Source organism: Alkalihalobacillus bogoriensis ATCC BAA-922 (assembly GCF_000621445.1).
Taxonomy (GTDB): domain Bacteria; phylum Bacillota; class Bacilli; order Bacillales; family Bacillaceae_F; genus Bacillus_AO; species Bacillus_AO bogoriense.
Genome location: NZ_JHYI01000045.1, coordinates 1 through 19603 on the forward strand (window position 1 = coordinate 1; position 19603 = coordinate 19603).

A 19603-nucleotide genomic window follows, 5' to 3' on the forward strand; every position below is an offset into this window, starting at 1 on the left:
TGAAAGGCCTCTAGACGGATTATAAATTGTGTGAATCCACGTATATCAGAATGCCAACCGGTGTTAAAAATATTTTGCCTTCGTGCCGTGTGCTTACCCTTCCTTCTCTTCTTTACAGCATCTCAATTGGACGATAGCTCGTCAAGGAAAGCACTTGACAACCTATCGTCCAATTGAGTGGGAGTTGTTAAGGTCGAAGGAAATAGTCTAACCAGATTGGTTAATCTAAAAAAAGAAGCAACAAGGTTCTTTTATTAAGGTTGCCCAAAAACGTAAAAAAGTGGGGGGGACTTGACAGTTTTGTTCATATCAGCGGAACAAATGTCCGTTAGCCTCACCCTTCCGGTCAGACCGTGCCAACTCCCATAAAAAAGCACATCACGGCGATTACGTCATGTGCTTTTTTTTGTTTAAATATGCTTGTATTAAAAAAGGAACTTTTTCTTTTGTAACAGTTAAAAATTGCTCAATAAAAGGAAAATCTGTTTCTGGATAATATCGAAATAATTCTGACCACCATTCTACTTCATAACGACAAATCATACTTAAATTGTAAAGGATTAGATAATGACATAATAATTCAGGAATCCCTATATAGTCATCACGAGAGCGAGGAAGATACAAGTTTCCGTCTTGTGAATATAGAAAAGGGTTTGAATAGATTGGAGAAATTACATTCTTTATTGAAAAAGTAAAAGTATCCTTGCTTTCTTGTACGGAATTTTTATCCAGTTTTAGCCCACGGTTTGTAAGAAATTCAATATAACTTGAAGAACTTAAGTGGAAGTCATCAAGCAAAGAATTAGGGACTGTCACAAATTGATTTTTTAAATCAACAAGGTAAGCTATTTTTTTGTGTGTGAAATGGTAAAATAAAGGATGAAGCTCAGGGAGTTGCTTAAGAAGCTGATTCATTTTATACTTCTCACCAGTTACTTGTTCAAAGTGAAAAAGTTGAGATGAGAAATGAGAGAGTAACCCATTTTTCTGAATTTTCACTTCATCTTGTAAAAATACATATTGGATTTTTTTTCTCTTTCTCGTTGTCACACCATGAGCCAACACTTGACTATTTTCGGGATAGTGAGGATCTGTAGTTAAAATGCAAGCTTTCATTAGCTGGACCATTCCATAAAAAAGGAGCATAGGTTGTATTTCTATTGGTGCATTATCTGCTTGCTCATAGTATTTTTTTGCATGTTCCAAGTGGTAAATATAAGGGTAGCAATTCGTAAAAGCAAGCTTCTCAGCGTCTTCTAACTGTAATGACTCATACGACGTTTGTAAGTATGACTGAGAAAAAGAAGCTGAATGGAATTTTGAAAAATGATTCCAAATTGTCAATTCCTCCTTACGTAAAAAGAGTGATTTCAAGCAAACTAAATTGTAAGAATTATTTGACTTAATTTCCTTTCTTGACAGTAGTTTAACCAATTGTTAAGCTACAAATAATATTTTAGACGAAAAATTACATTTTGGAGAGGTAGTGAAAGTGAAGTGTGGGAAAATAAATTTCAAAAAGAAGGGTTAACCTTTGATGATGTTCTCCTAGTGCCACGTCGTTCAGACATTTTGCCACGTGAGGTTGAGGTGAAAACAAAACTTTCGAATAATATTACATTAAACATTCCAATTATTAGTGCAGGGATGGATACAGTGACGGAAGCAGAGATGGCGATTGCCATCGCTCGTGAAGGTGGTCTTGGGATTATTCATAAGAATATGTCCATTGAAGAACAAGCAGAACAAGTCGATCGTGTAAAGCGTTCTGAAAGTGGTGTTATTACAAATCCATTTTATTTAACAGCACAACATAAAGTTTCTGATGCTGAACATTTAATGGGGAAATTTAGAATTTCAGGTGTACCGATTGTAGATAATGCTCAAAAACTAGTTGGGATATTAACAAACCGTGATTTACGTTTCATTGAAGATTATAATATCTTAATTGATGAAGTCATGACAAAAGAAAATCTAGTTACCGCACCTGTAGGAACGACTCTCCAAGAAGCAGAGAAAATTTTACAAAAACATAAAATTGAAAAATTACCTCTTGTCGATAATGATGGCATTTTAAAAGGGTTAATCACAATTAAAGATATTGAAAAAGTCATTCAATTCCCTAACTCAGCAAAAGATAGTCAAGGTCGATTGGTTGTTGGAGGAGCAGTAGGTGTTACTGCTGATGCCATTACAAGAGTTGAAGCATTAGTAAAAGCTGGTGTAGATATTATTGTCATTGATACAGCACATGGTCACTCTAAAGGGGTACTAGAAAAAGTAAAAGAAATTCGTACCGCTTTTCCAAATTTAGATATCATTGCTGGAAATGTAGCGACAGCAGAAGCTACAAGAGATTTAATTGAAGCTGGAGCAAACATTGTGAAAGTCGGAATTGGACCAGGTTCAATTTGTACAACTCGAATTATCGCAGGAATTGGTGTCCCACAAATAACAGCGGTATATGACTGTGCGACAGAAGCAAAAAAACATGGTGTGCCTATTATTGCTGACGGGGGCATAAAATTCTCAGGAGATATTGTAAAAGCTCTTGCTGCAGGTGGACATGCTGTTATGTTAGGAAGTTTACTTGCTGGTGTGTCGGAAAGTCCGGGGGAAAGAGTTATTTATCAAGGAAGACAATTTAAAGTTTATCGTGGAATGGGTTCTATTGGAGCAATGGAAAAAGGCAGTAAAGACCGTTATTTTCAAGAAAATAATCAAAAGCTTGTACCAGAAGGAATTGAAGGTAGAATTCCATATAAAGGACCTTTATCTGATACCATCCACCAATTAGTCGGTGGAATTCGTTCAGGTATGGGCTATTGTGGAACAAAAACATTAGATGAATTACGATTGGATACTCAATTTGTACGAATTACAGGAGCAGGATTAAGAGAAAGTCATCCTCATGATGTGCAAATTACAAAAGAAGCACCAAATTACTCAGTTCATAACTAAATCAACCTTGCCAATGTGAATAGATAGGTATTTTACCTATCTATTTTTTTGTTGTAAGTTATGATAAAATATCGTTTATGGAAATCAACTCGGAGGTGCACATAGTGAAAGTTCAAGCAAATAAAGGAATTCTCTTCTTAGTCATAGCAATGATGGTGTCGGCACTGTTTTTTCAGCAGCCACTACAAGCAAATGCAGCATTTGATGTTGAGGCAGAAGCAGCTATTTTAGTAGATGCAAACTCAGGAAAAATTTTGTATCAAAAAAATGCAGATGCGAATTTACACATTGCAAGTATGACAAAAATGATGAGTGAGTATTTAATACTAGAAGCGATTGCAGAAAATCGTTTAACTTGGGATCAAACGGTGCCAATAAGTAATTTTGTAAGACAATTATCTTTATATACAGACCTTTCCAATGTACCACTTCGTCAAGATGAAACGTATACGGTGAAGGAATTGTATGAATCCGTTGCTATTTATTCAGCAAATGCTTCTACAATAGCGATTGCAGAATTAATGTATGGTTCAGAAGCTGGATTTGTCCAAGCTATGAATGACAAAGCTGAAGAACTCGGGTTGGAAGAATATATGTTTGTCAATTCGACTGGATTAAACAATAGTGATTTATTAGGACAACATCCACAAGGGACAGCAGCAGATGAGGAAAACAGGATGTCTGCAAAGGCAACGGCTAAATTAGCGTATCATTTAATTACGGATTATCCTGAAGTGTTAGAAACAGCTAGTATTCCAACAAAGATATTTAAAGAAGGAACAGATGATGCCATTCATATGATGAACTGGAATTGGATGTTACCTACGATTGAAACACAACATGACTATGAAGGAATTGACGGCTTAAAAACCGGATTTACATTAAATGCTGGCAACTGTTTTACAGCAACGGCTGAAAGGAATGGGGTTCGACTAATTTCCGTCGTGATGGGAACCGCTTCTCGCGCGGATCGTTTCAATGAAACTGAGAAGCTATTAAATTATGGCTTTAATCAGTTTGAAACGGTTGAGCTTGTTCCTGCGGGTTACCAAGGAGAAGAGCCGGTACTACCAGTCGTAAGTGGAAAAGAAAAAGAAGTGGCAGTTGCTACAGAAGAAGCTTTGTCTTTGTTAATTAAGACGGGTGAAGAACAATTATATAGCCCGGTTATTACATTTTCAGATGAAGACTTAGTTGCTCCACTAGAACAAGGTGAAGTAGTTGGTACGTTAACTGTTCAATATGACGGTGAAGGAAGTATTGAATATTTAGTAGCAAATCAAAAAGACCAAGTCAATATCGTGACAATAGAGGCAGTAGAACGTGCAGGATGGTTTTCACGAACATTAGGTTCTATTGGAGGATTCTTTTCAAGCATTTGGACAAGTGTTTCTGAAACAGTAAAAGGTTGGTTCTAATCGGTTATTATTGGCGTTACAAGAGAAAAATGGTACAATGAATAGTGGAAAAAATAAATATACTGTATGAAGAATAGTAATGGTAGAAAATGTACAATATAAACAGCAGTATAGGTGAACGGTATAGGAGGAATCAATTATGGTAGAAGTAGGAACAGACAGAGTAAAACGTGGTATGGCTGAAATGCAAAAAGGTGGCGTCATTATGGACGTTATTAATGCAGAACAAGCAAAGATTGCAGAAGAAGCAGGAGCAGTTGCAGTAATGGCACTAGAGCGGGTACCAGCAGATATTCGTGCAGCTGGTGGAGTCGCACGTATGGCAGACCCTACAATTGTTGAAGAAGTAATGAATGCAGTATCGATTCCTGTCATGGCTAAATGCCGTATCGGTCATATTGTAGAAGCTCGTGTCCTTGAATCCCTTGGTGTGGATTATATTGATGAAAGTGAAGTATTAACACCTGCAGATGAAGTATACCATCTAGATAAAAGTGCATACACGGTCCCATTTGTATGTGGAGCACGTGATATTGGAGAAGCTGCTCGTCGTATCGGTGAAGGTGCTTCGATGTTACGTACAAAAGGTGAGCCAGGTACAGGAAACATCGTTGAAGCTGTTCGTCATATGCGCATGATTCAAGCTCAAATTCGTAAAGTCATTTCCATGTCAAAAGATGAGTTAATGACAGAAGCGAAAAACACAGGTGCACCATATGAAATTTTAGTTCAAATTAAAGAAGCGGGAAAACTTCCGGTTGTTAACTTTGCTGCTGGTGGTGTAGCGACTCCTGCTGATGCTGCGTTAATGATGCAATTAGGAGCAGATGGTGTATTTGTAGGTTCAGGTATCTTCAAGTCAGACAACCCTGAAAAATTCGCTCGTGCGATTGTAGAAGCAACTACGCATTTTGAAGATTATAAATTAATCGCTGAACTATCAAAAGACCTTGGTACAGCGATGAAAGGTATTGAAATTTCTTCACTAAACCCTTCTGAACGTATGCAAGAACGTGGTTGGTAAGTTTTGTTAACAACAAAACTCCATGTAAAGAGAAAGGGAGTTTGTTATGGTTAAAATTGGAGTACTCGCTTTGCAAGGAGCCGTACGTGAACATGCAAAGTGTCTAGAGTCACCTGGTACAGAAGTGATTATCGTAAAAAAAGTAGAGCAATTAGATGACATCGATGGACTAGTTTTCCCTGGTGGAGAAAGTACAACGATGCGAAAATTAATTGATAAATATGGTTTTTTTGAGCCACTTAAACAATTTGGCGAGCAAGGAAAACCTATATTTGGTACTTGTGCGGGTTTAATCCTAATGTCTAAGAATATTGTTGGTCAGCCAGAAGGTCATCTAGGCTTTATGGATATGACAGTGCAAAGAAATGCGTTTGGTCGCCAGCGAGAAAGTTTTGAAACAAACTTAATCGTAACCGGTGTAGGTGACGATGTTCGTTCCGTCTTTATCCGTGCACCACTTATTGTAGAAGTTGATGAAACGGTTGAAATTCTATCTAAGTTTAAAGATGAGATCGTAGTCGCAAAACAAGACCATTACTTAGCTTGTTCTTTTCATCCTGAATTAACAGATGACCATCGTTTTCATCAGTATTTTGTAGAGATGGTAAAACAAGCGAAAGAAAAACAATAAAATGAAAAAGCGTTGAAAGGAACTAGTAGCAGTAACGACATCACTAGAGAGACGGTGGTTGGTGAAAACCGTTATGTACTTATTGTGAATCCATCCTTGAGTAAAATAAGGAACATCAGATGATTAGTAATTATTTTCGGTAGTCACCGTTATTGACTTAAGTGGTAAACGACCATCTCGTTTACAACAAGGGTGGCAACGCGGGTGCTCTCGTCCCTTTTTTGGGACGAGGGCTTTTTCTATGTTTTTTAACTAGTAGAAATTGGATATATTTTTTAATACAATAAAAAAATACAGTGTTGTACTATTTAGGAGGTTATTTTATGTTAGATATTAAAGTACTACGAAGTCAGTTTGATGAAGTAAAGGAAAAATTAGCGAGTAGAAATGAAGATATTTCTGGATTAGATGCATTTTTGCCGTTAGATGAAAAAAGAAGGTCAATCATTGTCGATGTAGAAGAAAAAAAGCAACAACGAAATCAAGTTTCTCAGGAAGTGGCTCAGTTAAAGCGGGAGAAGAAAGATGCCGACCATTTAATAAAGGAAATGAAGCAAGTTTCAGATGAAATCAAAAGATTAGACGATGAGTTACGTGAAGTTGAAGCCCAACTGGACGAGATTATGATGCGTTTGCCAAATATCCCACATGACTCTGTGCCAATTGGCCAAACAGAGGATGATAATGTAGAAATTCGAACATGGGGAGACAAACCACAGTTTTCTTATGAGCCTGAGCCACATTGGGATATCGCTACGAAATTAGGAATTCTAGATTTTGAAAGAGCTTCTAAAGTAACGGGTAGTCGATTTGTTTTTTATAAAGGATTAGGAGCAAGATTAGAACGCGCTTTGATTAATTTTATGATGGATTTACACCAAGATGAGCATGGGTATGAAGAAGTACTTCCACCATATATGGTAAACCGTGCAAGCATGACAGGGACTGGCCAGCTTCCGAAATTTGAAGAAGATGCATTTAAAATTCGTGAAGAAGATTATTTTTTAATTCCGACTGCCGAAGTTCCCGTTACGAATTTACATCGTGATGAAATTCTTCAAGCAGAGCAATTACCGATTAGCTATACGGCTTATAGTGCAAATTTCCGCTCTGAGGCAGGTTCTGCAGGAAGAGATACAAGAGGATTAATTCGTCAGCACCAATTTAATAAAGTAGAACTTGTACGCTTCGTCAAACCTGAAGATTCTTATGCGGAACTAGAAACATTAACAGGCCATGCGGAAAAAGTATTACAGCTGCTGAAATTACCTTATCGAGTCATGAGTATGTGCACAGGGGATTTAGGATTTACCGCAGCGAAAAAGTATGATTTAGAGGTGTGGTTACCAAGCTACAATACGTATCGTGAAATTTCTTCTTGTAGTAATTTTGAAGATTTTCAAGCAAGACGTGCCAACATCCGTTTTCGTAGAGAAGCAAAAGGAAAAACAGAATTCGTTCATACATTAAACGGTTCAGGCTTAGCACTAGGAAGAACAGTTGCAGCCATTATAGAAAATTATCAACAACAAGATGGTTCTATTCTTGTACCGGAAGTGTTACAACCATATATGAGAACAGATAAAATAACATTAAGCTAAACGCAGTGGCTGTCGAGTAAAAATCGACAGCCCTTTTATTACATTCCTAATATAATTTACAAAAAGTACAAACGTAAGTTCTTATTTTTACACTTCACATGGATAAAATTATTAATTTCGTAATAAAAAAAATAAATAATTTTGAAATTCGCAAAAAAAAAATTTTGTAAATTTTAGTTCTTGAAAGGGCTTCCAATGCTTATATATAAGTAGATTGTTAGATTTTGTTACAATAAAATAAGCTGATAACAAAAAACGAATATTGCATTAATTAATAGAATTACTTATAATAGCGTTATCTGATAAAAACATTTACGAAATTTACAGAAAATTTAAATCTAATTGAAGTAAATCGTAGTTTTTTTTGCAGTCCATAGTTTTGATTACGTAAAGAGATGTGATGATATGGGAAAATTAGATCATATAGACTTTGCTATTTTAGGATATTTACAAGAGAATGGCAAACGTTCTTATACTGAAATTGCTAGATTACTTGACGTCAGTGAAGGAACGATTCGTACTCGAATAAATCGGATGTTAAAAGAAGATGTATTTGAATTTGTCATTCATACGAATCCAAATAAAATTGGCCTACATGTCCAAGCGATTATTGGGATTTCTACAAAACTAGGAATGCAAGAAGAAATTGCCATCCAGTTAAATAGGTACAGTGAAGTGCGTTTTGTAGGCGCATTTTCAGGCAGACATGATATTATTATTCAAGCCTATTTTAAAAATAATGAGGATTTAGTCTTTTTTGTAAATAAAAAACTGGCAAAAATTGATGGAATTGTAAGTGCTGACGTAAATATAGAGTTGAAGCAGTTCAAAGATTCCTTTTCATATGTACCGTAAGGCGAGAGAGAGAAAAATCAGTGTGCTTATAATTTCATTTTTCTAAATATTATAAATGCACTAAATACTGAGAAGATAGAGGTGAATCAGTTGTCAAAGCAAAGCTTGTTAGAAGTAAAAGACTTAAAAACATATTTCTATATAGATAACAAGGTCGCTAAAGCAGTTGATGGTGTTTCGTTTCATATCGAAAAAGGGGAAACACTTGCTTTAGTTGGGGAGTCAGGAAGTGGGAAAAGTATCACATCCCTATCAGTGATGAGACTCATCCCAGAACCACCAGGTAAGATTGAAAAAGGTAGTAGCGTTAAGTTAGACGGAAAAGAATTATTAAGTTTGTCAGATAAAGAAATGACAAATGTTCGTGGTAATGACATTGGTATGATTTTCCAAGAACCGATGACATCATTAAATCCGGTATTTACAATCGGGAATCAAATTGCAGAACCGTTAATGAAACATAAAAAAATGAAAAAGAAAGAAGCCTATGTAAAAGTAGTGGAGCTTCTTAAATTAGTAGGATTTCCTAGAGCAGAAGAAATGGTTCATGAATATCCGCACCAATTATCAGGTGGGATGAGACAGCGTGTCATGATTGCGATGGCGTTATCCTGTAATCCGAAGCTGTTAATTGCCGATGAGCCGACAACAGCACTAGATGTAACGATTCAAGCACAAATTCTTGATTTAATGATTGATATGAAAGAAGAGTTTGGTTCTTCGATTTTAATGATTACCCATGATTTAGGAGTAGTTGCTGAAGTAGCTGACCGCGTTATCGTTATGTACGGTGGTCAAATTGTGGAAGAAGCAGAAGTAAAAGAATTATTTACAAATGCAAAGCACCCATATACAGTCGGATTATTAGAAAGTATGCCGACGATTGACCAAGAAAAAGAACGCTTAGAATCGATTCCTGGTATGGTTCCACCAGCACACGCTTTTCCAGAAGGTTGTCGTTTTGCTCCACGCTGTAAGCATGCTACCGAAGAATGTACGAAAGAGGTACCGTTGCTAGTCGAGGACGAGCCTGGACATAAAGTACGATGTGTTCTCTTTTACGGGGAAGGAAAGGAGTAAAACATGTCTAATACAGAAAATCAAAAAGAAAAATTAGTAGAGGTCAAAAATTTAAAAAAGTACTTTCCTGTTAAAGGAGGACTTTTGCAACGTACTGTTGGTTACGTCAAAGCTGTTGATGATGTCAGCTTTGATATTTATAAAGGTGAAACATTAGGTATCGTAGGAGAATCTGGTTCTGGTAAATCAACATTAGGTCGAGTCATTTTACGATTGCTAGACCCAACTGAAGGTACGATTACATTTGAAGGAACAGATATATCCAATCTTCGCCAAGGAAAAATTCGCCCATTACGAAAAGATATGCAAATGGTGTTTCAAGACCCGTATGCATCATTAAATCCGAGAATGAGTGTCGGTGAACTGATTGAAGAGCCGATGTTAGTCCAAAAAACATTAGGCAAAAAAGAAAGAAAAGAAATGGTCATTGAGCTGTTGCAAAAAGTAGGTCTTGGACCAGAAGCGCGTTTGAAATATCCACATGAATTTTCGGGTGGACAAAGACAGCGGATTGGAATTGCAAGAGCACTTTCGACAAAGCCAAAGTTCATTATTGGTGACGAGCCAGTTTCAGCCCTTGATGTTTCCGTACAGTCTCAAGTATTAAATATTATGGATGATTTACAAGATGACTTTGACTTAACGTATTTATTTATTGCCCATGACTTAAGTGTTGTAAAACACATAAGTGATAGAGTAGCTGTTATGTATCTAGGCCGTATTGCAGAAATTGCACCTAAACATTCTTTATATGACAAACCGCTACATCCGTACACACAAGCATTGATTTCAGCTGTGCCATCTACAGATGTAACGAAAAAGAAAGAAAAAATTAAGTTAACAGGAGAATTACCAAGTCCGTCTAATCCACCAACCGGTTGTTCTTTCCATACACGCTGTCCTCATGCACATGACAGATGTCACGTAGAACGACCAGAATTAACGGACATGGGAGATGGCCATTTTGTTGCTTGTCACCTATACACTGAACCTGAACCAAAAATAGAACCAGAAACAGTGTAATGTGAGCAAAAATGAAGTGAACTATTTTAGGAGGTGGTGGCTTCAAAGAGAAAGAGTGAAAAGAGCTTCGACTATGTATTGGGATTAACAAAAAAAATAACAGGGGGAAACAAACACATGAATAAGAAAAGTTTATTGTTTATGTTAGTTGCTTTACTTACGTTTGGGATGATCCTTGCTGCTTGTGGCGGTAATGGAGAAGACCCAACAACTGAAGAGCCTACAGAAGCACCTGCAGAAGGTGAAGGCGAAGGAACTGCTGGCGAACCACAACAAGGTGGAACAGTAACAGCTGCAATGTTCTCAGCACCTGGACATCAGTTCAACCCGATTTTCTATTCAGATTCTTATGAAGCAAACATCTTAGATTTCACACATGAAGCATTAGTAACATTAGATGAAAACCTTGAGTTCATTCCATCTTTAGCAAAAGATTGGGAGTTCAATGATGATTTCACAGAGTTAACTTACTTTTTAGAAGAAGGCGTTAAATGGCATGATGGTGAAGAATTTACTGCAGAAGACGTAGTATTCACATATACGGCTATTGCTGACCCAGAATATACAGCAGCTGGTGGTGTACGTGTTGACTACGTAAACCAATTAGTTGGCTATGAAGAGTATGTTGCTGGTGAAACAGATACATTTGAAGGTGTAAAAGCAGATGGTGACTATACAGTGACTTTCTATTTTAAAGAGCCTAGTATTACTGCTTTACAATATACAAGTTTTATGATTATTCCTGCACACATTTTTGAAGGTGTAGATGTAGCAGATATGCCAGAACATACAGCTTCTCGTAATGCTGGTGAAGTCATTGGTACTGGTCCTTTTAAATTTGCACAAATGCAAGAAGGCGAGCAATATGTTCTTGAGCGTCATGATGACTACTGGCAAGGTACTCCTTACCTTGATCGTGTAGTATGGCGTGTTGTTGATAACGCGATTATGACTGGTTTACTTCAAAACGAAGAAATTGACATGGTAGGACTTCCTGGTGGAGTACCGGCAGCGGATGCAGCTGATGTAGACGCTATGCCAAATGTAACATTAGTTCAAGACCAAGATTTCGGTTACCAATACCTTGGATTTAAATTACACCATTCTGAAGGTGAGCAATCTGACTGGACTGACAAATCAGGTTGGGTAGAAAATGAAAAACTAAAAGATGTAGAAGTTCGTCAAGCGATTGCTTATGCTATTAACCGTCAAGGTTTTGTTGATGGGTTAATGCATGGTCAAGGTGTTGTGTTAAACGCACCATTCCCTGAAGCTTCTTGGGCTTATAACCCTGATGCTGTAAATCAATATGAGTGGAGTGCTGATAAAGCAAACGAGTTACTTGATGCGGCTGGTTATAAAGATACAAATGGTGATGGTTTCCGTGAAGACCCGAACGGCAACGAGTGGGTTCTTAACTTAGACTATCCAACTGGTAACGAAACTCGTGAGCGTACAGCTCCAATCATCGTTGAAAACTTAGCTGAAGTTGGAATTAAAGTAGACATGAGAAGCCCTCGTGAAGCTGCTGCTCACTTTGAGTTAGTTGAGCGTAACGATACAGACTGGGATATGTACCTAGCTGGGTGGGGACTTTCAACTGGAGACCCAGATCCATCTGGTATCCACAGATCAACGGCACCATACAACTACTTACGTTGGGATGATGCACATAGTGATGAGTTGTTAGATGCTGCACTTAAAGCTCCAGAAGCATTTGAACTTGAGTACCGTCAAGAAATTTACAACGACTGGGCTAAATATTACTCAGAGCAACTTCCAGCTGTACCGTTATACAGTGCTAACGTAAACGTTGCATTCAATAACAAGTTCCATGGCTGGACTGTAAAACCACGTATGGTTAATGCGGATTCTCACTTATGGTGGGTTGAACAATAATTCATAACAAGTAGAAGTTCAAGGGTGCATGGTCTAGACCTGCTGTGCACCCCCTTTTACTGTGTAGGAGGAGGACAATCATGTATAAATACATCATTCGAAGGGTCTTGCAATTCATACCTATGCTTTTTGTCGTGACAATTGTCATTTTTGCACTTGCTCACGCTGCACCCGGAGACCCATTATCTGGAGAGATATTAGATCCAAATATTCCACATGAAGTGTTGGAAGAGCGAAGAGAAGCATTAGGATTAAATGATCCTATTTATGTTCAATATTGGAATTGGTTATCTTCAGTTGCTAAAGGTGACTTTGGTCAATCTATGCATTATACAGGTCGTTCAGTAAGTGAATTAATCGGTTCACGGATTATGAACACATTATATTTAGCTATTTTCTCTTTGGTCATTACAATTTTAGTTGCAATCCCAATTGGGATTTATTCAGCGAAAAAACCATATTCATTGCTTGACTATAGTGCAACTACATTTGCTTTTCTCGGTCTTGCAACTCCTAACTTCTTTGCGGCGTTAATCGCCATTTATGTCTTTTCGTTCCAACTTGGGTGGTTTCCATCCCAAGGTACGGTGTCTGCAGTAGGTTTAACAGGTTTTGAACTATTTTTTGATAAAATCAGGCATTTAGTTTTACCTGGGTTTACACTTGGTTTGGCAAGTACAGCGATTTATATGCGTTATATGAGAACAGAAATGATGGAAGTTATGGGTAGTGATTTTATTCGTACCGCAAGAGCAAAAGGCCTTGGACCACGTCCGGTTTTATATAAACATACACTTCGTAATGCGTTAATTCCAATCATTACGTTATTAGGTTTTGAATTTGGAACATTATTAAGTGGAGCTGTTATTACAGAAGCCGTGTTTAATTATCCTGGTTTAGGAACGTTGTTTTTAAACTCGATTACAAATCGAGACTATCCTGTCATTATGGCAATTAACTTAATCCTAGCAGTAACGATCCTTGTTGGAAACTTACTTGCTGATATTGGATATGCGTTAGTTGACCCTAGAATTCGTTACGATTGAGGTGAGCGCTAATGAATAGTACAGCAAATGCAGAACAACCGAAAAAAGTTGCAAAAAGTGCAAGTCCTTTTCAACTAGCAATGCGGCGCTTCCTTCGTAATAAGTTAGCCATTTTAGGAATTGTCCTTTTAGTTATTTTCGTTTTAGTTGCTATTTTTGCACCATGGATTGCAACGCATGATCCAACGAAATCGAACTTAATGAATGTTATGGCAAAACCAGGTGGGGAGCATATTTTAGGTACAGATAGTTCTGGTCGAGATAATTTTTCTAGATTAGTATATGGTGCCCGTATTTCGATTATTATTGGTTTAGCAGCGATGTTATTTACATTAGTCATTGGCCTTATTTTAGGATCACTTTCTGGGTATTACGGTGGAAAAGTCGATAGCCTTATTATGAGAGCAACAGACTTAATGTTAATTTTCCCGTTTTTATTAATTGCTTTAACAATTATGGCAATTGCAGATAAAGTGACGATCGGTTTATTTATTACGATTATCGCCTTAACCTCGTGGCCGAATATTACGAGGATTTTACGTGGAACATTTCTATCTTTACGAGAAAAAGAATTTATATTAGGAGCTCGTTCGATTGGCTGTTCAGATTTCCGTATTATTACAAAGCACTTTTTACCAAATGCAGTAGGTCCGATTATCGTAAATGCGACATTAATGATGGCTACAATGATTATTATTGAGTCAGGGTTAAGCTTCATCGGTTTTGGTATACCACAGCCTACTCCAACATGGGGGAATATGGTGACTGAAGCTAGAAGTTTACGTGTATTAACACAATACCCTGAAGCTTGGGTTCCGCCAGGCTTGGCTATTTTGTTAACGGTACTTGCCATTAACTTTATAGGTGATGGCTTACGTGATGCGTTTGATCCAAAAAGTAAAAATAGATAATAGAGAGAAAAATAGGGGTTCAATCCTTTAATGGGTTGGACTTCTTTTTATTTTGATTTTTTATGTATAGGTTACCAAAAGTTGTTAAAACTACATAAGTAGAAATCCAATTTAAAGGAGTTTAAATGTGAGACACGATTGTCAACAAGACCGAATCGTTAAAAGTAAATTAGATGAAGTGGAAAAAACGTTTTTACGGTGGTCAAGTATGAAAAAAATTGAACTAGAGGTAGAAAAATATCGAAAAGACAGGTAACATGGAAGAAACTAAAAATCCATGTTATTTTTTATAAAGAGGAAGTATTATGAATAATGATGAAGCAAACATGCGAATGGCGATTGAACAAGCGAAAAAAGCAGAGGAATTAAGAGAAGTTCCGATTGGTGCAGTGATTGTCTATAATGGGGAAGTCATTGCAACCGGATATAATCAAAGGGAAACAACGCAACAAGCGATTGGTCATGCTGAAATGATAGCTATTAACGAAGCTTGTAAAACATTAAATACGTGGCGATTAACAGGATGTACCCTTTATGTTACATTAGAACCATGCCCAATGTGCGCAGGTGCGATTGTTCAATCAAGAATTGATCGAGTTGTATTTGGAGCAAGGGACCCGAAAGCGGGCTGTTGTGGGACGATTTATAATCTTATATCAGAGCAAAAGTTTAATCACCAAGCTGAGTGGACAGAAGGCATATTAGCGGAAGAGTGTGGGGGATTATTATCGAATTTTTTTAAAGATTTAAGGAAACAAAAAAAGCAAAAGAATAAAGTTGAAGATATGGGGGAAAAAGAATGAGACCAAATCAATTTTCATTAGAAACGGCACAAAAAATTGCTGAAAAGTTAAAAATGCCACTTGAGCACGTCATGCATACTCCTCCACATATTATAATGGCTAAGCTTGCACAAAAAGAAGCCGAAGAAAAACAAGAGAATGATGAAACTTAAGTAAATAATATGTAATAATGGAAGAGCATTACTGTTGCATTTTCATTGTAAACCATCTATACTAAATATTGCGTCGTCATAACAGGCGCACTAAACATTGTTAATTAATTTGCCGTGCTAAGCGGGGAGGTAGCGGTGCCCTGTACTCGCAATCCGCTATAGCGAGGCCGAATTCCAACTCTAGGTCTTGCTGTCGTAGGGTCTGCCCTAAGTAAGTGGTGTTGACGCCTGGGTTCTACGCAACGGAAACCCATGAACCCTGTCAGGTCCGGAAGGAAGCAGCAGTAAGTGGTCCCTTCCGTGTGCCGTAGAGGTGCCTGGGCCGAGCTAACTGCTTAGGTAACGCCTGGGACAGCTTGATCGAAAGTTGGTGCACGGCATTCACTTTATATAAAGCAATAACTACAATTTTGTAGTTGTTGCTTTTTTACTATATAAAACAATTAGTTTCGTAGTACTTTGATTTTCCAAGAGGTATGAGTATAATATATAAGGGACGTATGGTTTGTAAAAGGGGGAGTGAGAAATGAGTTACCAAGCATTATATCGTGTTTGGAGGCCGCAATTCTTAAAAGATGTGGCGGGTCAAGAACATATAACAAAAACACTACAAAATGCTTTAGGTCAATCGAAGTTTTCTCACGCTTATCTTTTTACAGGTCCACGTGGGACAGGGAAAACAAGTGCTGCTAAAATTATGGCTAAAGCGATTAACTGTGAAAAAGCGCCTGTACAGGAACCCTGTAATGAATGTCGGACATGTATTGGAATTACGGATGGATCGATTGTTGATGTCATAGAGATAGATGCCGCGTCTAATAATGGTGTTGACGAAATTCGTGATATTCGCGATAAAGTGAAATTTGCCCCCAATGAAGTTCGATATAAAGTTTATATTATTGATGAAGTACATATGCTTTCCACGGGTGCGTTTAATGCACTTTTAAAAACGCTAGAAGAACCACCAAAACATGTTGTTTTTATTTTAGCTACAACAGAACCGCATAAAATTCCGTTAACGATTATATCAAGGTGTCAACGTTTTGATTTTAAACGAATTACAAATCAAGCACTTGTTAACCGAATGCAATATATTGTTAGCCATTATGAAACTACAGTTGATGATGATGCTTTATTCTTATTGGCGAGAGCTGCTGATGGAGGAATGCGGGATGCGTTAAGTCTACTTGACCAAGCCATATCCTATAGTGATGGTCATGTCACAGTTGATGATGTGTTATCGATAACGGGAGCAGTGTCTGAACGGTTTTTAATCGATGTGATAAAAGCGATTAGTGAACAAAATGTTCAAGCTGCCTTGCAATCAGTCAATGGCATTATTAATGAAGGAAAAGACCCACAGCGATTTATTGAAGATTTAATTTTTTATTTCCGTGATATCCTTCTTTATCAAACGGCTCCATCACTTGAAGAAGCACTCGAACGAGCAAAGGTAGATGAAGAATTTAAGCAACTGGCTTCTTCTCTTACAACAACGTTGATTTATCATTACATTGATGTGTTAAATCATAGTCAACAAGAGATGAAATGGGCTTCCCATTCAAAAATATTTTTAGAAGTTGCGATTGTAAAATTATGCCAACAACCAACTTCGACTAACTCAAAAGAAAACGATATCGAACTTGACTCATTGAAAAGTAAAATACAACAGTTAGAACAAACACTTGAAAACTTGAAGTCAGGGCAAGGGCTTCAGCAAGTTCAAGCAACAGAAGAGCAAAAACCAAAACGTCGTGTGACACCACAAACGTCAACAGGGAAAGTAGCAACCCCGCAAATTAAAGAAATGCTTAAGCAAGCATCAAAAGCAGATTTGCAGCGTGTATCTAATTCATGGGGCAAGGTTATGGAGCTTGTTCGTAAAAATAATATTCGAGCCCATGCGTGGCTAAGTGATTGTAAACCAGTGGCCGCATCCCAGACAACAGTATTACTTGCGTTTCAAAATGAAATGCATCGTGATATGATTGATACGAAATTCCGTAGTGATGTAGAGAAAACAATTTCTGAAGTGTGTAATCAACCTACACAGTTATTATCGTTATTAGTTCATCAGTGGGATAAGATAAAAGAGGAATTTGTTCGCGAGCAACGAGGTGGAAGCGAAGAAAAACAAGAAGACCCTATGGTAGATGAAGCGATAAAATTAGTTGGGCATGATTTAATAGAAATCATTGAATAAGATTATAATATTGGAGGCGAAGAAAGATGAAAAACATGGGACAAATGATGAAACAAATGCAAAAAATGCAAAAGCAAATGGCAAAGGCACAGGAAGAACTTAAGGAAAAGACAGTAGAAGCAACAGCTGGTGGCGGCATGGTGACGGTTGTTGCAACGGGAGATAAGCGAATTGTCGATGTGAAAATTTCAGAAGAGGTCATTGATCCAGATGACGTGGATATGCTACAAGATTTAATTTTAGCTGCAACAAATGAGGCATTAAAACAAGTCGATGAGTTAATTGAACAAGACATGGGCAAATTTACAAAAGGCATGAATATTCCAGGAATGTTCTAGGAGGGTAACAGGTTGCAATATCCTGAACCGATAGCAAAATTAATTGAAGGATTTATGAGATTGCCAGGAGTTGGTCCAAAAACAGCGAGCCGCCTGGCTTTTTTTGTATTAGATATGAAAGAAGACGATGTCCTTGATTTTGCAAAAGCATTAGTGAATGCAAAGCGGGATTTAACGTACTGTTCAGCTTGTCATAATATTACAGATACCGATCCTTGCCGTATTTGTGAAGACCAAAAGCGGGATCGTTCGATTGTTTGTGTTGTCCAAGATGCAAAAGATGTGATTGCCATGGAGAAAATGAGAGAATACTATGGGCTATATCATGTCTTGCATGGTGCAATTTCACCGATGGAAGGTGTAGGGCCAGAAGATATAAAAATCCCTGAACTGCTAAAGCGGCTGCAAGATGATACGATTCAAGAAGTCATTGTTGCAACAAACCCTAATATTGAAGGGGAAGCAACAGCAATGTATATATCAAGACTTGTCAAACCAACAGGTATTAAAGTGACAAGAATCGCCCATGGTTTACCAGTTGGTGGCGATTTGGAATATGCTGATGAAGTAACCTTGTCAAAGGCGATTGAAGGTCGACGTGAATTGTAAAAGGGGGCTATATCTAGCATGGTATTTAAAAAAAAGGGATACATCAGAATTAAAGAAGATAGTCGATTGTTGGAGCTGCTTGAGCAATTAAAGTACGATTTAATGATACAACAGGACCTCGTAAGGAAAAGTGTAGATCCATCACCGATTGTATTGAACAATTTGAAAATTATTGAAATGAAATACTTCTTTTTATTAAGAGAAGCAAGAAAACGTGGAACAACAATGTGAGCGAAAAGGTTTTTATCCTTTTCGTTCTTTTTTTGTGGGACAAACATATATGTATAGTAATAGAAAAGAGTGAGGTGGATGGTAACAATGGATCCAATTTTAATTGTTTCTTTAGTAGGTGGGCTTATTTTTTTATTATTGGTTGTTGGCGCGCCAGTCAAACCATTACATTTTGTCGGACAGGCCGCGGTTAAACTACTAATAGGTGCATTATTATTGTTTTTCTTAAATGCATTTGGTTCATTATTTGATTATCACATTCCCATTAATGCAGTAACAGCTTCAGTATCCGGGTTTTTAGGTATACCAGGGATTCTTGTCTTAGTTGCAATTGAACAATTTATATTATAATGAAAAAATGCGTGGACTAATTCCTTTATTTACCACGCATTTTTTATTGCTTGTTTAAAGCATACATGGTATTATTAAATTCCTGTCGCTGACAAACACAATTTACAAAAGAAAATTAAAAAAGTTATTGACAGTGATGGTGTAAAAATGATATGATATTCAAGTCGCTGTTGGACACTGCATGTCTGACACCACAATAGCTCTTTGAAAACTGAACAAGAAAAAGCCAAGCGAATTAAAGAGATAGTAATATCTCGTCAATGAATTATTTTTGAGCTATATCAAACACTTTTATGGAGAGTTTGATCCTGGCTCAGGACGAACGCTGGCGGCGTGCCTAATACATGCAAGTCGAGCGGACTGATGGGAGCTTGCTCCCTGATGTTAGCGGCGGACGGGTGAGTAACACGTGGGCAACCTGCCCTGTAGACTGGGATAACATCGAGAAATCGGTGCTAATACCGGAT

Annotated in this window: 20 protein-coding genes, 1 rRNA gene, 1 other RNA gene and 1 other annotated feature; of the genes, 21 read left to right on the plus strand and 1 reads right to left on the minus strand. The window is 37.5% G+C overall.

What is annotated here, in order from left to right; all coding sequences use genetic code 11:
* Positions 1 to 387: 387 nt before the first annotated feature.
* Positions 388 to 1344 (minus strand): YaaC family protein, encoded by a 957-nt coding sequence (locus tag T323_RS0115285; RefSeq protein WP_026674054.1) that lies wholly within the window; start codon positions 1342 to 1344, stop codon positions 388 to 390.
* A 153-nt stretch (positions 1345 to 1497) separates the two neighbouring features.
* On the opposite strand from T323_RS0115285, the gene guaB reads away from it, so the two are divergent.
* The 21 genes from guaB to T323_RS0115385 form a co-directional block, all read left to right on the plus strand.
* Complete coding sequence (gene guaB / locus T323_RS0115290) at positions 1498 to 2961, plus strand: IMP dehydrogenase (RefSeq protein WP_026674055.1); 1464 nt, start codon at positions 1498 to 1500, stop codon at positions 2959 to 2961.
* A gap of 77 nt (positions 2962 to 3038) precedes the next feature.
* Positions 3039 to 4379, plus strand: a complete 1341-nt coding sequence (locus T323_RS0115295; protein WP_051556562.1) for a D-alanyl-D-alanine carboxypeptidase family protein — start codon at positions 3039 to 3041, stop codon at positions 4377 to 4379.
* A gap of 139 nt (positions 4380 to 4518) precedes the next feature.
* Positions 4519 to 5403, plus strand: coding sequence for a pyridoxal 5'-phosphate synthase lyase subunit PdxS (gene pdxS / locus T323_RS0115300; protein ID WP_026674057.1), 885 nt, complete (start codon positions 4519 to 4521; stop codon positions 5401 to 5403).
* Between the two features lie 46 nt (positions 5404 to 5449).
* Complete coding sequence (gene pdxT, locus T323_RS0115305) at positions 5450 to 6034, plus strand: pyridoxal 5'-phosphate synthase glutaminase subunit PdxT (RefSeq protein WP_026674058.1); 585 nt, start codon at positions 5450 to 5452, stop codon at positions 6032 to 6034.
* A gap of 3 nt (positions 6035 to 6037) precedes the next feature.
* Positions 6038 to 6255, plus strand: a binding site (T-box leader).
* A 102-nt stretch (positions 6256 to 6357) separates the two neighbouring features.
* Positions 6358 to 7635: a serine--tRNA ligase gene (gene serS / locus T323_RS0115310; protein ID WP_026674059.1), complete on the plus strand. Its 1278-nt coding sequence runs from the start codon at positions 6358 to 6360 to the stop codon at positions 7633 to 7635.
* A gap of 405 nt (positions 7636 to 8040) precedes the next feature.
* Positions 8041 to 8490, plus strand: a complete 450-nt coding sequence (locus tag T323_RS0115315; protein ID WP_026674060.1) for an Lrp/AsnC family transcriptional regulator — start codon at positions 8041 to 8043, stop codon at positions 8488 to 8490.
* Positions 8491 to 8580: 90 nt separating this feature from the next.
* On the plus strand, positions 8581 to 9570 hold the full coding sequence (locus T323_RS0115320; RefSeq protein ID WP_051556563.1) for an ABC transporter ATP-binding protein: 990 nt from the start codon (positions 8581 to 8583) through the stop codon (positions 9568 to 9570).
* Positions 9571 to 9573: 3 nt separating this feature from the next.
* The gene (locus T323_RS0115325; RefSeq protein WP_026674062.1) at positions 9574 to 10593 is read left to right on the plus strand and encodes an ABC transporter ATP-binding protein; all 1020 of its coding nucleotides are present in this window, start codon (positions 9574 to 9576) and stop codon (positions 10591 to 10593) included.
* Positions 10594 to 10710: 117 nt separating this feature from the next.
* Positions 10711 to 12492, plus strand: coding sequence for a peptide-binding protein (locus T323_RS0115330; RefSeq protein WP_026674063.1), 1782 nt, complete (start codon positions 10711 to 10713; stop codon positions 12490 to 12492).
* 80 nt (positions 12493 to 12572) lie between these two features.
* Positions 12573 to 13538 carry an ABC transporter permease gene (locus T323_RS0115335; protein WP_026674064.1) on the plus strand — a complete coding sequence of 322 codons (966 nt, stop codon included), beginning with the start codon at positions 12573 to 12575 and terminating at the stop codon, positions 13536 to 13538.
* Positions 13539 to 13549: 11 nt separating this feature from the next.
* Complete coding sequence (gene opp4C / locus T323_RS26905; RefSeq protein WP_035178946.1) at positions 13550 to 14449, plus strand: oligopeptide ABC transporter permease; 900 nt, start codon at positions 13550 to 13552, stop codon at positions 14447 to 14449.
* A 127-nt stretch (positions 14450 to 14576) separates the two neighbouring features.
* Complete coding sequence (locus tag T323_RS29585; protein ID WP_281175743.1) at positions 14577 to 14705, plus strand: hypothetical protein; 129 nt, start codon at positions 14577 to 14579, stop codon at positions 14703 to 14705.
* A gap of 49 nt (positions 14706 to 14754) precedes the next feature.
* Positions 14755 to 15252 carry a tRNA adenosine(34) deaminase TadA gene (gene tadA, locus T323_RS0115350; RefSeq protein WP_026674065.1) on the plus strand — a complete coding sequence of 166 codons (498 nt, stop codon included), beginning with the start codon at positions 14755 to 14757 and terminating at the stop codon, positions 15250 to 15252.
* Positions 15249 to 15404 (plus strand): YycC family protein, encoded by a 156-nt coding sequence (locus tag T323_RS28465; RefSeq protein WP_084309302.1) that lies wholly within the window; start codon positions 15249 to 15251, stop codon positions 15402 to 15404. Before tadA ends, T323_RS28465 begins: the two co-directional genes overlap by 4 nt.
* Before the next feature lie 112 nt (positions 15405 to 15516).
* An RNA gene (ffs, locus tag T323_RS28470) (signal recognition particle sRNA large type) lies at positions 15517 to 15782 on the plus strand.
* Positions 15783 to 15930: 148 nt separating this feature from the next.
* Positions 15931 to 17607: a DNA polymerase III subunit gamma/tau gene (gene dnaX / locus T323_RS0115360; protein ID WP_026674066.1), complete on the plus strand. Its 1677-nt coding sequence runs from the start codon at positions 15931 to 15933 to the stop codon at positions 17605 to 17607.
* A 26-nt stretch (positions 17608 to 17633) separates the two neighbouring features.
* Entirely contained in the window at positions 17634 to 17945 is a 312-nt protein-coding gene (locus T323_RS0115365) for a YbaB/EbfC family nucleoid-associated protein (RefSeq protein ID WP_026674067.1), read from the plus strand.
* A gap of 12 nt (positions 17946 to 17957) precedes the next feature.
* Complete coding sequence (gene recR / locus T323_RS0115370) at positions 17958 to 18554, plus strand: recombination mediator RecR (protein ID WP_026674068.1); 597 nt, start codon at positions 17958 to 17960, stop codon at positions 18552 to 18554.
* A gap of 18 nt (positions 18555 to 18572) precedes the next feature.
* A complete protein-coding gene (locus T323_RS0115375) occupies positions 18573 to 18785 on the plus strand; it encodes a YaaL family protein (protein ID WP_026674069.1) in 213 nt (70 codons plus the stop codon).
* A gap of 87 nt (positions 18786 to 18872) precedes the next feature.
* Positions 18873 to 19136 carry a pro-sigmaK processing inhibitor BofA family protein gene (locus T323_RS0115380; protein ID WP_026674070.1) on the plus strand — a complete coding sequence of 88 codons (264 nt, stop codon included), beginning with the start codon at positions 18873 to 18875 and terminating at the stop codon, positions 19134 to 19136.
* A gap of 290 nt (positions 19137 to 19426) precedes the next feature.
* Positions 19427 to 19603, plus strand: a 16S ribosomal RNA gene (locus T323_RS0115385); the annotation flags it as partial.